Raw genomic sequence first — 14,376 nt, 5'->3', positions numbered from 1 at the left:
GCCAGGCCTCTTCGCGCAACCATGATCCTGGTACGTTTGCGTACAGGCCCTGCCGGTTCGCAAGCGACACCCCCAACAAAAACAATGGAAAAAAGGATATCCGTTATGCCTGACCATAGACTGGTTGCAGGCGGCTGGGCCCTGGTACTCTCCCTGGCCCTTGTCGGTTGCAACTCCGGTAGCAACAGCTCACCTTCCGATTCCGGCGACGGTGGAGGCGGAGACTCAACCGCTCTGCTGGAACCCGGCGACAACGAAGCCATCCTCTATTACAAACGCCCGGCCGATGACTACGATGGCTGGGGACTTCACCTGTGGAACGACGCAGCGGCCGGTTGCGACGGACTGGCTGAAGGCGTGCCCACGGAATGGAGCGCGCCGAGGACCCATAGTGGCGTGAATGACACCTACGGCGCCTATTACATCATCCCCATGCGCGAAGGCGGTGACTGCATGAACTTCATCATGCACAAGGGCGACGAGAAAGACCTGGGTGGCGACGACAAACGCTGGCACTTCGGTGCCCTCGGCAATCGCATTTTTACCCTCAGCGGCAGCCAGTTGCTCTCTCCTGACCCGATCGAAGCAGAGGAGCTGGCCATCGATGGCGCCAAGGCCCACTGGCTCGATAGCGATACCCTGGTATTTGCGGACACCGCAACCGCAGCCAGTGTGGAACTGCGCTACGATGCCAGCGCCGGCATTACCGTCGATGATCCCAACAAAACGCTTACGGGCGGCACAGCCATCGAACTGAGTGCCACTACCCTTTCACCTGAACTCGAGGAAGCGTTCCCGCACCTGGCTGGATGGCCCGCCTACTCTGTCGATACCAACGCCCAGACCAAAGCCGAGGCCCTTCGCAGCCAATTGGTGGCCGGTGCCTACAACGGCAGCGGGGATTTGATATCCGCCACCCGCCTGCAGATCCCCGGCGTGCTGGATGACCTATATGCCTACAATGGCGACCTGGGCGCAACAGTAAACGGCGCCGATACAGACTTCGCGGTCTGGGCACCAACAGCGCAGAGCATGCGCCTGCACGTATTCAATGCCGACGGCAGCATGGTCAGCGGCTACCCGGTCGATATGGCAGAGAGTAACGGCGTGTGGACGCACACCGGAAACACCGCTGATGTTGACCGCAAGTTCTACCAGTACGAGATCACTGTCTACCACCCGCGCACCGACGCCATCGAAACCACGATGACCTCGGACCCCTACGCTCTGAGCCTGTCTGAAAACGGGGTGTATGCCCAAGTGGTCAACCTGGATGACAGCGACCTGAAACCGGTCAACTGGGATAGCCTGACGCCGCCACCGATGCTGGCTCCCGAAGACGTCGTGGTGTACGAAACCCACATCCGCGATTTCAGCGCCACCGACGAAACGGTGACCCCGGCAAACCGGGGCAAATACGCCGCCTTCACGGAAACCAGCAGCGACGGCATTGCGCACCTGGAAGCCATGGCGAATGCCGGCATCACCCACCTCCACCTTCTGCCCGCATTTGATATTGCCACGGTCAACGAAGACCCGGCCCAGGTGGTCAACACAGATGACGATTTCAGCAAGCTATGCGACCTGTCGGGTGAAGCAGCGGCAAGCTACGCCAGCCTCTGCGATAGCGGTAATAGCATTCGCACGATACTGGAATCATTCGACCCGACTACCGGCGATGCCCAGGCCCTGTACGGTACTCTTCGCAGCCTGGACAGCTTTAACTGGGGTTATGACCCCGTACATTACACCGTCCCCGAGGGCAGCTACGCCTCCGATGCCAACGGCGTAGCCCGCATACTGGAATTCCGCCAGATGGTGCAGGCCGCCACCGATCTGGGCCTGAACGTGGTTCTGGACGTGGTCTATAACCACACCAACGCCTCCGGCCTCGCTGACAAGTCGGTCCTCGACAAGCTGGTGCCCGGCTACTACCACCGCCAGAACCCGGAAACGGGCGTGGTTGAACAATCCACCTGCTGTGAGAACACCGCGTCCGAACACCGGATGATGGAAAAGCTGATGGTGGACTCACTGGTGACCTGGGCCTCCGATTACAGCATCTCCGGCTTCCGCTTCGACCTGATGGGACACCACATGCTGTCCAATATGGAGAAGGCGCTGGATGCAGTGAAAGCGGTCGACCCGGACACCTACTTCTACGGCGAAGCGTGGAACTTTGGCGAAGTGGCCAACAATGCTCGTGGCGTCAATGCTATCCAGCCCAACATGGCCGGCACAGGTATCGGCTCCTTCAACGATCGCCTGCGTGACGCCGTTCGTGGTGGAGGCCCCTTCGATGAAGGTGACTTTATTCGCGCCAACCAGGGCTTCTCCAACGGGCTGTTCAGCATCCCCAACGATCGCAACAGCGGCAGTGACTCGGAAAAGGAGCGCCTGCTGCAGATCAGCGACTGGATCCGCATCGGCATTGCCGGCAGCCTGAGTGACTACGCATTGGTCACCGCGGACGGTTCTACCAGGACCGGGGCAGAGATCGACTACAACGGCCAGAACGCCGGTTACACCAGCGATCCGCAGGAAATCATCAACTACGTTTCCAAGCACGACAACCAGACGCTCTGGGACAACAACCAGTACAAAGCGGATTTTGCCACCACACTGCAGGAGCGCGCCCAGATGCAGGTCGTCGGGCTTTCCGTACCCATCCTAAGCCAGGGCATTCCGTTCATCCACATGGGCTCCGAGCTATTGCGTTCCAAATCCATGGAACGGGACAGCTACGACTCCGGCGACTGGTTCAACGAAGTGGACTTCAGCTACCAGGAAACCGCCTGGAACCGCGGCCTGCCCCGCCAGGACAAGGACGGCGCCAACTGGAACCTGATCACCGAAATCATCGGCCAGTTCCAGGCCGGCCCTACGCCAAGCGAGATCGACTACACCCGTGAACAGGTCGAGAAGCTGCTTTCGGTTCGCAGCGAGAGTGAACTTTTCCACCTGCGCACGGCTGACCAGATCAGTGAACGATTGGCATTCCACAACACCGGACCCGATCAGGTACCCGGTGTGATTGCGTTCAGTCTGGACGATGACCCCGACAACGGCCTGGCTGACCTGGACGGTGATGTGGATCAGATTGTGGTGGTCATCAACAGCACAGACACCGGGCAAGCACTGAATACCAACCTCAGTGAGACTTTCTCGGTGATGGCGGATACCTCCCCCGAGCAAACAGCGGCGGCAGCAAGCGGCACCTTCACGGTACCCGCCCTGTCTGTTGCCGTGTTCAACCGATAAGCCCGCTGATCGCGGGCCCATGGCGGCCCCATGACTGATTGAAGCCCATGGGGTCAACAACAATAAAGGAGAAAACCATGAACAGGAAACTCACAACGCTGGCCCTGGCCTCGGCTCTGGCCGTCACCGCTGGCTGCGCCACCTCAGGTGGTGAACGCGACTATAGCAAGTCACTGTACCTACGGGGGCAATTTGCCTGGTGGGATGCGTTACCGGAATACAAGGTCAAGAAAGTAGACAGCGGGCTCTACCGCACGGAAGTGGAACTGAAGGCAGACGGCCAGCCTTACGAGTTCAAGTTCGGTGATGCCAACTGGACGTCAGGCACCAACTGCGGCTACCTGTCGGAAGAGGACAAGGACGTGGAGCTGAACAAGCCGGTAAAAGCCAACTGTTCCGCCGTGTTCGAAAACTTCCGCTTTACTCCCCCGGAAACCGGCACCTACGGGTTCTACTTCGATGTTCGGGGCGAAACCCCGAAAATATACATCGACGAGGCAAACTGAAAGGCCCGGGGCATTGCCCGGGCCTCTTTCACAATCGCTACAAGGCACCCGCTCCGGGTGCCTTGTACGTTACGGGCGCTCTATTTCAGCATTGTCTCTGAGATACTGCTGGTAGGCACGGTATTCGCGCTGACCTTCCAGAGACGCCAGGAAACTGCGAAGCTGGCGGAACTCACCACCATCACGGTTTACCTCGCCCTCGTTAACCGCATCCAGCGCAACGATGGACACGCTGTCACCAGACACCACCGAACCATAGACGTTATCGCCGTCGCCGGGGCGCTGGAGTGAAAACACCTCGGACATCACAGCGCCGCCGAGCGCGGGATTGCTTCTGGACTGCTCCTCATAGGACCGCCATTCGCCGAGACCAAGCTCTTCAGCGCTCTTGCCAGATTCCAGGCCGGCGATAATGGCGTCTGCGCGCTCATTCAGGGCCTCGCGAGTCTCCTGACGGGTCAGGGCGGCGCGAATTTCATCGGCCACCTCGTCCAGTGGCTGCTGTTGTGCTTCGTGGTACTCACCCACTCTTGCCACAACGGACATATTGTCGCCCACATCAATCAGCTCGGTATTAAAGCCCTCGTTCAATACATCCTCGGAAAACAGCTGACGCACCAGGCCCGCGTGGTCGAAGGGCGCTTCACCGCCATCCCTGGTGATATCGGCCTTTTCCCGCACTTCGAGACCAAGCTCCTCAGCCGGGCCAGCCAGGTCATCAGCCGCATAGGCCAGATCCGCAAGCTTGGAGCGCACCTCGGCGAAGCGTTCAGTGGCCTCACGCTGTGCCAACTCACGGCGAAGTTGATCTTTCAGTTCCGCCAACGGTGGCGCTTCGGTCTTCTGGACGTCTTCCAGCTTGATCAGGTGGATACCAAAGCTGGTAGACACCGGGTCGGACACTTCCCCTTCTTCGAGTGCAAACAGGGCCTCTTCAAAGGCCGGGTCGTAGACGCCGCGCTCGGCATAGCCCAGGTCGCCCCCCTGCTCTGCGGAAACGGTATCCACGGAGAACTCTTTGGCAAGGGCCGCGAAGGACTCACCGGCGGCCAGACGTTCCTGAATGGTCGCAATGGTCTCGTCGGCCTCTTCGCCATCCTCAATCAGGATATGGGAAGCGCGACGCTCCTCCCTTGCCAACTCGGAAGAACGCTGTTCATAGTACTCACGAAGCTGCTCGTCACTGATTTCAACCGTTTCAGCAAGCGCTTCCAGCGACAGCGCGATGTACCTGGCATCCACACTTTCAGGCTGCTGGAAAGCCTCCTGATTGTCCTCGTAGTAGGCTTCTACATCAGCGTCGGTCACCTCCACGTCATCGCTGACGGCGTCGGCCGAGAGCGTGATTACACGGAAGTCACGGGTCTGGTTCTGGATGCGCAGCAACTGCGCCACGTTCTCCTCCGTAACAATGCCACTCTGTGCAATACCAGCACGAATCTGATTGACCACATACTGCTTGCGCATGGTTTCGCGGAACTCGGCAACGCCCATGCCCATATTCCTGACTGCGGAAACAAAACGGTCGCGGTTGAAGGTACCATCCACCTGGAACTGGGGCATCTGGGTAATCAGGGAATCAATATCCGCATCAGAGAGTTCAAGGCCCTGCTCTGCCGCATCTTGAGTCATAACCTTTTGCTGGACCAGGGAATCCAGAACGTCCTGACGTATCTGGTCTTCATTCAGCAACGAAGGGTCCGGATTGTCCATCTCCGACAGACGACGCTGGCTCTCAAGTTGAACAACACGGAGAAACTCCCTCTCGGTGATGTCTTCCCCATTGACCGTTGCCACTTCAGGCTCGCCGGAAAACCCACCGACAATTGCGTCCATTCCCCAGATCGAAAGTGAAACAATCAGAAGACCAATAATGATTTTGGCAATGGTGCCCTGGGCATTTTCCCGAATATCTTGAAGCATGTCTCTCCCGGATCCCTGATCAAAGTCTGTGAGGGTCTCTTAACGTAAAAAGGCGCATTCTTTCAGGAATGCGCCTCGAATTCATCTGGAGCAGGCTGACAGCGGTATCGCCACCGGGCCAACCGCTCCGGCAGTACCCGGAAGCCCGGGCACTGCCAGATGAAAGAGTCCGTTACTTAACGGCGTCCTTCAGGGCCTTACCTGCCTTGAACCCAGGCACTTTGGAGGCCGGGATCTTGATTTCGGCACCAGTCTGCGGGTTACGGCCGGTACGAGCGGCACGCTCTTTAACAGAGAAAGTACCAAAACCAATCAGGGTTACCTGATCGCCTTTTTTAAGGGCACCGGTGATAGAGGTGGTCATGGCATCCAGAGCACGGCCAGCAGCGGCTTTGGAGATATCTGCGGATTCTGCAATTGCATCGATCAGTTCGGACTTGTTCACACTAAACCCCTTCGATTTCAGGTTGAAGATGTTATAGGTTGGTTTGTTGTTTCCTGGACGTTCCCGACTATCGCATAAGCGGTCAGAGAATTCCATTCTTCACTATTTTTATTCCTTTCGGCTACTAACCGGTGTTCGGAATAGGCATTAACTGCGCGGGAGCCCTTGATATTGGCTGCTTCACGGCGAAACAGTTATACCAATGGGCTCTCTCGCATGTCAACAACACAACGCGTGTTTAATGTGTATTTATGCGCTCTGCGGCCTCGCCTTCGTCATCACGGGGGGTACCTGCACCCGTTTTCGAGGACGAATCTTCAGTGCGTGGTTCAGGCGGATAGGCCAGTGCAATGTCCAGCACCTCGTCGATCCATTTGACCGGACGGATTTCCAGTGATTCCTTGATATTATCCGGTATCTCTTTGAGATCCCGAATATTTTCGTCAGGGATAATCACTGTCTTGATGCCGCCTCGGTGGGCCGCCAACAGCTTCTCCTTGAGCCCGCCAATGGCCAGCACACGACCCCGCAAGGTGATCTCACCGGTCATCGCCACGTCGGCCCGGACCGGAATCTGGGTCAATGAAGAAACCAGTGCCGTGCACATGCCAATACCGGCACTCGGGCCATCTTTCGGCGTTGCCCCTTCGGGCACGTGGACGTGGAGATCGTGCTTTTCATGGAAATCGTCGTTGATACCAAGGCCAAGCGCACGGCTCCTGACCACGGTCAGCGCTGCCTGGATCGACTCCTGCATCACATCACCCAGGGAACCGGTCTTGACGACCCTTCCCTTGCCTTTGGTCAGGGCGCATTCCAGGGTCAGCAGCTCACCACCAACCTGGGTCCAGGCAAGACCAGTCACCTGCCCTACCTGGTTCTTTTCCTCGGCCAGGCCGTACTTGAACTTCTTAACGCCCGAGTAGTCCTCGAGCATTTCCTGCGTGAGGACCACAGAGGCCTTGTCACCGCTTTCAACATGGTTACGTACCACCTTACGGCAGATCTTGGCGATCTCGCGCTCAAGGCCACGTACGCCGGCTTCACGGGTGTAGTAGCGGATCAGGTCGCGAAGTGTCTCTTCCGGCATCTCCAGTTCTTTTTTGCGGAGGCCATTAGCCTTGATCTGTTTTGGCAACAGGTACTTCTGCGCAATATTGACCTTCTCCTCCTCGGTGTAGCCCGGGATACGGATGATTTCCATGCGGTCCAGCAGGGCCGGTGGAATGTCCATGGAGTTCGACGTACACACGAACATTACGTCGGAGAGGTCGTAATCCACTTCCAGATAATGATCGTTAAAGGTGTGGTTCTGCTCCGGGTCCAGCACCTCCAGCAAGGCGGAGGCCGGGTCACCACGGTGATCCATACCCAGCTTGTCGATTTCATCGAACAGGAACAGCGGGTTCTTCACGCCGACCTTGGACAGTTTCTGAAGCAACTTGCCCGGTAATGCACCAATGTAGGTTTTACGATGGCCGCGAATTTCGGCCTCGTCCCGCACACCACCCAGCGCCATGCGGGTGTACTTACGGTTGGTCGCGCGGGCAATGGACTGGCCAAGGGAGGTTTTACCCACGCCCGGAGGCCCGACCAGACAAAGCACAGGCCCTTTCACCTTCTTCACCCGGCTTTGGACCGCAAGGTACTCCAGGATGCGTTTCTTGACTTCGTCCAGGCCGTAGTGATCCTCGTCCAGGATATCGCGGGCCTTTTCAATGTCATGGCGAACACGGCTGCGTTTTTTCCAGGGAATGGCCAGCATCCAGTCGATGTAGCCACGCACCACCGTTGCCTCCGCGGACATCGGTGACATCATCTTGAGCTTGTTAAGCTCCGCTTCTGTCTTCTTGCGTGCTTCCTCGGGCAGGCCGGCTTCTTCCAGCTTCTGCTCCAGTTCTTCGAAGTCGTTGTTACCCTCTCCGAGACTGCCCATCTCCTTCTGGATGGCTTTCATCTGCTCATTGAGGTAATACTCTCGCTGGCTGCGCTCCATCTGCTTCTTGACGCGGCCACGGATGCGCTTCTCAACCTCTATCAGGTCGATTTCACCATCGAGCTTGCCCAGCAACAGGTCCACACGCTGACGGATTTCCAGTGCTTCCAGCAGTTCCTGCTTCTCGGGAATCTTCAGTTCCAGATGAGCCGCCATGGTATCCGCCAGGCGCTCAAGCTCGTTGATGCCGGTCAGCGCATTGGAGACTTCCGAAGGCACCTTCCTGGAGAGTTTGACGTACTTCTCGAACTCGTCCATCAGGGTTTTGACCAGCACTTCCTCTTCCCGCGCCGGCAGGGAGTCTTCATCCATCAACATGGCCTTGCCAGCCAAGTGCTCACCGTCGGAAATATCGGTGATGGTTGCGCGGGCGTTGCCTTCCACCAGGACCTTGACCGTTCCGTCCGGCAGCCGCAGCATTTGCAGCACGGTGGCAACGGTGCCCATGGCAAACACGTCATCCGGGCCGGGCTCATCCGTGGAGGCGTCCCTCTGGGCCACCAGCAGGATTTCCTTACTGCCCTCCATGGCCGCTTCCAAGGCCTGTATGGACTTCTCACGGCCCACAAACAGCGGCACCACCATGTGCGGGAACACCACCACATCTCTCAGTGGCAACAGCGGGTATTCTTGCACAGATTCTTCAGGTATCAGGGTCATAGAAAATCCTCTGACGATGTTTCATTTAGCCTATCACCCTTCATTGGGGCGACAGCAAAAATTGCAATCTTTTTACATTCCGCAATGCCATCTCACAGGCGGTTCCGAGCATAAAAAAAGGGCGTTTCCGCCCCTTTAATTCAAAACGCTGACAGTCTGGACGGGTCAGTCCTCAGGGACTGCCTTGGCGTGGTCACTGCTGTCATAGATCTTGAAAGGTTCGGACTGCCCACTGATCACGCTTTCATCAATGACGACCTTGGAAACATCGTGTTCAGACGGAATCTGATACATGGTATCCAAAAGAGTCGCCTCCATAATCGAGCGCAAACCCCGGGCGCCGGTTTTACGCACCATGGCTTTACGGGCAACAGCGCGCAGGGCGTCCTCACGGAAATCCAGTTCCACACCTTCCATGTCGAACAGCTTCTGGTACTGCTTGGTCAGCGCGTTCTTGGGCTCGGTCAGGATCTGGACAAGCGCGTCTTCATCAAGTTCCGTCAGGGTTGCGATAACCGGCAGACGACCGACAAATTCGGGAATCAGGCCATACTTGACCAGGTCCTCGGTCTCCACATCCTTGATGATATCACCGGTGTTCTTGGTGTCGTCGGGGCTTTTCACCAGAGCGGAGAAGCCAATACTGCTTCGCTCCGAACGCTCCTGGATCACCTTGTCCAACCCGGCAAACGCACCACCACAGATGAACAGCATATTGCCCGTATCCACTTGCAGGAACTCCTGCTGGGGGTGCTTGCGCCCGCCCTGGGGCGGAACCGAGGCCACCGTGCCTTCAATCAGCTTGAGCAGGGCCTGCTGCACACCCTCACCTGACACATCACGGGTGATGGACGGGTTATCGGACTTGCGGGAAATCTTGTCAATCTCGTCAATGTACACAATGCCACGCTGGGCCTTGTCAACATCGTAATCGCACTTCTGCAGAAGCTTCTGGATGATGTTCTCAACATCCTCGCCCACATAACCCGCTTCGGTGAGCGTGGTGGCATCAGCGATGGTGAAGGGAACGTTCAACATGCGGGCCAGCGTCTCGGCAAGCAGGGTCTTACCACTACCTGTCGGACCGATCAGCAGAATGTTGCTCTTGCCAAGCTCCACTTCGGCCTTGCCCTCACCATAACGCAGGCGCTTGTAGTGATTATAGACCGCTACTGAGAGCACTACCTTGGCCCGGTCCTGGCCGATCACATACTCATTGAGCGTGTCGCGGATTTCGGCGGGTGTCGGAAGACGATCGCTGGCTTCTTCCTGGGCATTCTCCTGGATTTCCTCCCGGATAATATCGTTGCACAGGTCGACGCACTCGTCGCAGATGAACACCGAGGGCCCTGCAATGAGCTTCCGGACTTCATGCTGGCTCTTTCCACAAAACGAGCAGTACAGCAACTTGCCGTTATCGTCGCCTCTGCCGTTTCTTTCATCTGCCATTGAAATACCTCTGAGCTTGGTTTACCGGCGCAATTACCTCAATACGCCGGCAGGGAATGTTGCGATTACCATCAGTATTATTTATTCGGTACACGCTTATCAAGTATAGAATCAATCAAGCCATAGTCCTTCGCCTGCTGCGGATCCATAAAATTATCGCGGTCCGTATCCTTGGCGATGGTCTCCAGCTTCTGGCCGGTATGGTGGGCGAGGATTGAGTTCAGGGTGTGGCGGATCTTCAGGATCTCGCGGGTATGAATCTCGATATCCGTCGCCTGACCCTGGTAGCCGCCGAGCGGCTGATGGATCATCACACGGGAGTTCGGCAGACAGGCACGTTTGCCATCAGCACCGCCCGCCAGCAGGAAGGCCCCCATACTGGCCGCCTGTCCTACACACAGGGTAGCCACGTCGGGCTTGATGAACTGCATGGTGTCGTAAATAGACATACCAGCGGTGACGGAACCACCCGGGCTGTTGATGTAAAGGTGGATGTCCTTGTCAGGGTTCTCGGATTCGAGGAACAGCAACTGGGCCACGATCAGGTTGGCCATGTGATCCTCAACCGGGCCCACCAGAAAGATTACCCGTTCCTTGAGCAGACGGGAGAAGATATCAAAAGAACGCTCGCCTCGTGCGGTCTGCTCGATAACGATTGGCACCAGGCCGGAATTGGTAACCATTGCGGGACCATCGATTGGTTTCTGCGTCATGATGCGCGTGAACTCCTTCTGGACAATGGAGTGGCGTTTCTCCGCCACAGCGTTATAAATCAGCTACGCCTAGTAATACTCTTTACTCTGCCAGCACCGGGCCAAGATGAAAACAGCCGGACGTGCCGGCTGTTTTCTCTCTCAGGCATGCCGGGGACGTTTTACGCGCCCCGCAGTCATTAACCCTGCTGCTGTTGGCCGGCCTGGATAGCCTCTTCGTACTTGAGCTTCTTCTCCTTGACCTGGGCCTGACCCAGAATCAGGTCAACAACCGCGTCTTCCAGAACAGACGATTCAATCTGCTGCTTCTGCTCGGGGCTGCTGTTGAAATGTGCCACAACCTCTTCAGGTTGTTCATACGTTGAGGCAATTTCCTGGATCTTTTCATCCACTTTAGCAGGATCTGCCTTCAGATCATTCTGCTTGACCACTTCCTGGAACAGAAGGCCTGTTTTCACACGGCGACGGGCCTGCTCCTCAAAGATCTCTTTCGGCAGCTGCTGGGGATCAATCTGTCCCCCGAAACGCTGCACCGCGTCCTGCCGCAGACGGTCGATTTCCTGGTCGATCAGGGCAGTTGGCACTTCAAGTTCGGTGCTTTCCAGAAGCCCTTCAACAACGTCGTTCTTGACCTTGTTCGAGACAGCCTGCTTGAGCTCTCGTTCCATGTTCTTCTGTACTTCTTCACGGAAAGTGGCCTCGTCTTCCGCATCGATACCGAATTTCTTGAAGAACTCGGCATCCAGCTCCGGCAACTGCGGCTCCTGAACCTCGTGAATCTTGATCTCGAACTTCGCCGGCTTGCCCGCCAGATCTTCGTTCTGGTAGTCGTCCGGGAAGGTCACTTCAATTTCCAGCTCTTCGCCGGCCTTGCCACCAACAATGCCTTTTTCAAAGCCCGGAATCATCTGGCCCGAGCCCAGAGTGAGCTTATGGTTCTCGGCGGCGCCGCCTTCGAATTCTTCACCGTCCACAAAGCCCTTGAAATCAATCAGAACGACGTCCTTGTTCTTGGACTTGCGTTTGACGGACTTCATGGTGGCCTGCTGGCGACGCAGGTTATCGATCATGGTGTCGACGTCTTTGTCGGCAATCTCGGCCTTAGGCTTTTCAACGGAGATTTTGCCGAAATCCCCCAGTTCCACGTCCGGCAGCACTTCAAAGACAGCCACGAATTCCAGGTCCTTGCCCTCTTCCATGGTTTTTGGCTCAAACTTCGGCCAACCCGCCGGGTTGATGTCCTGCTCCTGAAGTGCCTTGATGTAGTTGTCGCGCATAACTTCGCCAACAATCTCCTGGCGGACACTGTCACCAAAACGACGCTTCACCACACTCATGGGCACCTTGCCCGGACGGAAACCGTTCATCTTCACTGTGCGTGCGGTTTCCTGCAGGCGTTTCTGGACCGCCTGGTCGATTTCCTGGGCGGGCACACCAATCGTCATCCGACGTTCGATGTTGGAGGTCGTTTCAACAGACACTTGCATGGAAGATCCTCAAATTACAGGTTCGGTATGTGAATGAAAATAAAACCAAAAGTCCGATTCAGGGCGAATTCCCGGAAAAGGACGCAAATTTAAAAGCGGGTAGTTTATCACGGTTTGCCATGCCGAGAGAATCACCCGGTACGGGCTCATTTGCGACAAAGGATCACAGACAGATCAAGGAAAGAAAATAGAGGAGAAAACCGATAATATAAAAATGGTGCGAGCGGAGAGACTCGAACTCTCACGGGTTGCCCCACTGGAACCTAAATCCAGCGCGTCTACCAGTTCCGCCACGCTCGCACACGATTTGCGAACCCACACCTGCAACACAAGCGTAGAACTCCGCAACTGCGGAAATCAACCATCAATCACTGAGGAGAAAGTGGGGTGGACGAAGGGGTTCGAACCCTCGACCGCAGGAGTCACAATCCTGAGCTCTACCAACTGAGCTACGTCCACCACATCCAGACTACCGCCGGGCAGACCCCAACAGGTACTTCAGGTTAACTTTGCTGATTCGGTGTCTCCGGGACAGATCAGACCGTCTGCGGTATGGCGCGCCCGGCAGGACTCGAACCTGCGACCACCGGCTTAGAAGGCCGATGCTCTATCCAGCTGAGCTACGAGCGCATGACCGTTCGCCCACCTGACTGTCCAATACCACTCCGTTAACCAGAAAGTGGTCGGGGTAGAGAGATTCGAACTCCCGACATCCTGCTCCCAAAGCAGGCGCGCTACCAGACTGCGCTATACCCCGTCTGAACTGAACAACAGATACCTCAGCAAAGTTGGCGCGCATATTACCGGCGCTAACCCGGCCCGTCAACACGCATTTGGGCTTTTCCCCCACCGATTGGCGGCGGGGCCCAAGCATGAGACAATGCGGCGCCTTTATTTTCGCACAACCGACAAGACAAAGACATGAGCGCCAAACTGATCAACGGAAAAGAAATCGCCGCCGCCGTGCGACTGCAGGTTGCGGCTGGAACCGAGGCCCGCAGACAGCAGGGGCTTCGCGCTCCGGGCCTGGCTGTCGTGCTGGTGGGCAACGACCCGGCCTCCCATGTATACGTAGGCAACAAGCGCAAGGCCTGCGACGAGGCGGGCATCATGTCGCTCTCCTACGACCTGCCCGAAGATACCTCACAGGAAGCCCTGGAAGCGCTGGTTGACGAGCTTAACGAGAATCCGGACGTAGACGGCATCCTGGTTCAGCTTCCACTGCCGGCCCATATGGACGCCGACCCTATCCTGGTAAAGATCCGCCCTGACAAGGATGTGGACGGTTTCCATCCCTACAACATTGGCCGCCTGGTGCAGCGCAAACCTGCCCTGAGGCCCTGCACGCCCGCCGGCATCATTACCCTGCTGGACAGCATTGACACCCCTTACAAGGGCCAGCACGCGGTTATAGTGGGTGCGTCGAACATTGTCGGACGGCCCATGACGATGGAGCTGTTACTGAAGGGCGCCACCGTTACCGTATGTCATCGCTTTACCGACGACCTGGAAAAATTCGTCGGGGAAGCCGACATTTTGATTGCCGCTGTTGGCAAGCCGGGGCTGATCAAAGGTGACTGGATCAAGCCGGGGGCAACGGTGATTGACGTGGGCATTAATCGGATGGAAGACGGCAAGCTGCGTGGGGATGTGGATTTTGCGGCTGCCTCGGAGCGAGCGGCTTACATCACGCCAGTTCCGGGTGGCGTGGGGCCGATGACCATTGCCACGCTTCTGCAGAACACACTCTATGCGGCGAATGAGTTGCACAGGGATTGAGCCGGGTTGTCGGATTACGGCTTCGCCTAATCCGACCTACGGGCGGGCACCGGGATATTTTCACTTGCAGGTCGGATTAGGCCCGAATGGGCCGTAATCCGACAAAGCGGACCACTCCAAAAGCCCCACCCACAAAAAACCCCGCAGATGCGGGGTT

The 14,376-nt window shown here is 56.9% G+C and carries 9 protein-coding genes and 4 tRNA genes; 3 read left to right on the top strand and 10 right to left on the bottom strand.

The genetic code is table 11. From position 1 onward, the window contains the following. Nucleotides 1-105 precede the first annotated feature (105 nt). Together pulA and NLU14_RS02965 are read left to right on the top strand one after the other, a co-directional pair. Nucleotides 106-3,261 (top strand): pullulanase-type alpha-1,6-glucosidase, encoded by a 3,156-nt coding sequence (gene pulA / locus NLU14_RS02970; protein WP_275704665.1) that lies wholly within the window; start codon nt 106-108, stop codon nt 3,259-3,261. 77 nt (nt 3,262-3,338) lie between these two features. Beyond that, nucleotides 3,339-3,767, top strand: a complete 429-nt coding sequence (locus NLU14_RS02965) for an early set domain-containing protein (protein ID WP_275704664.1) — start codon at nt 3,339-3,341, stop codon at nt 3,765-3,767. Nucleotides 3,768-3,836: 69 nt separating this feature from the next. Here NLU14_RS02965 and NLU14_RS02960 read toward each other — a convergent pair whose 3' ends face one another. The 10 genes from NLU14_RS02960 to NLU14_RS02915 all read right to left on the bottom strand — a co-directional run bounded on the left by NLU14_RS02960 (nt 3,837) and on the right by NLU14_RS02915 (nt 13,197). Next, a complete protein-coding gene (locus NLU14_RS02960; protein WP_275704663.1) occupies nt 3,837-5,690 on the bottom strand; it encodes a SurA N-terminal domain-containing protein in 1,854 nt (617 codons plus the stop codon). Nucleotides 5,691-5,862: 172 nt separating this feature from the next. Further along, complete coding sequence (locus NLU14_RS02955) at nt 5,863-6,135, bottom strand: HU family DNA-binding protein (protein WP_027832426.1); 273 nt, start codon at nt 6,133-6,135, stop codon at nt 5,863-5,865. Between the two features lie 238 nt (nt 6,136-6,373). Then, nucleotides 6,374-8,791: an endopeptidase La gene (gene lon / locus NLU14_RS02950; protein WP_275704662.1), complete on the bottom strand. Its 2,418-nt coding sequence runs from the start codon at nt 8,789-8,791 to the stop codon at nt 6,374-6,376. Between the two features lie 165 nt (nt 8,792-8,956). Next, nucleotides 8,957-10,240 carry an ATP-dependent Clp protease ATP-binding subunit ClpX gene (clpX, locus tag NLU14_RS02945; protein ID WP_275704661.1) on the bottom strand — a complete coding sequence of 428 codons (1,284 nt, stop codon included), beginning with the start codon at nt 10,238-10,240 and terminating at the stop codon, nt 8,957-8,959. 77 nt (nt 10,241-10,317) lie between these two features. Then, nucleotides 10,318-10,953, bottom strand: coding sequence for an ATP-dependent Clp endopeptidase proteolytic subunit ClpP (clpP, locus tag NLU14_RS02940; protein ID WP_275704660.1), 636 nt, complete (start codon nt 10,951-10,953; stop codon nt 10,318-10,320). 179 nt (nt 10,954-11,132) lie between these two features. Further along, entirely contained in the window at nt 11,133-12,440 is a 1,308-nt protein-coding gene (gene tig, locus NLU14_RS02935) for a trigger factor (RefSeq protein ID WP_275704659.1), read from the bottom strand. Between the two features lie 215 nt (nt 12,441-12,655). Further along, nucleotides 12,656-12,740, bottom strand: a tRNA-Leu gene (locus tag NLU14_RS02930). A gap of 83 nt (nt 12,741-12,823) precedes the next feature. Further along, nucleotides 12,824-12,899: transfer RNA gene (locus NLU14_RS02925), tRNA-His, on the bottom strand. Between the two features lie 94 nt (nt 12,900-12,993). After that, nucleotides 12,994-13,070 (bottom strand) — tRNA-Arg (locus NLU14_RS02920). Between the two features lie 50 nt (nt 13,071-13,120). Continuing rightward, a tRNA-Pro gene (locus NLU14_RS02915) sits at nt 13,121-13,197 on the bottom strand. A gap of 164 nt (nt 13,198-13,361) precedes the next feature. Between NLU14_RS02915 and folD the strand changes: the two genes are divergently transcribed. After that, nucleotides 13,362-14,219, top strand: a complete 858-nt coding sequence (folD, locus tag NLU14_RS02910; RefSeq protein WP_275704658.1) for a bifunctional methylenetetrahydrofolate dehydrogenase/methenyltetrahydrofolate cyclohydrolase FolD — start codon at nt 13,362-13,364, stop codon at nt 14,217-14,219. Nucleotides 14,220-14,376: the final 157 nt, after the last annotated feature.

Origin of the sequence: Marinobacter iranensis, from assembly GCF_029207565.1 — a bacterium.
In the GTDB taxonomy this organism is placed as follows: domain Bacteria; phylum Pseudomonadota; class Gammaproteobacteria; order Pseudomonadales; family Oleiphilaceae; genus Marinobacter; species Marinobacter iranensis.
This window is presented reverse-complemented; position numbering and strand designations above follow the sequence as displayed.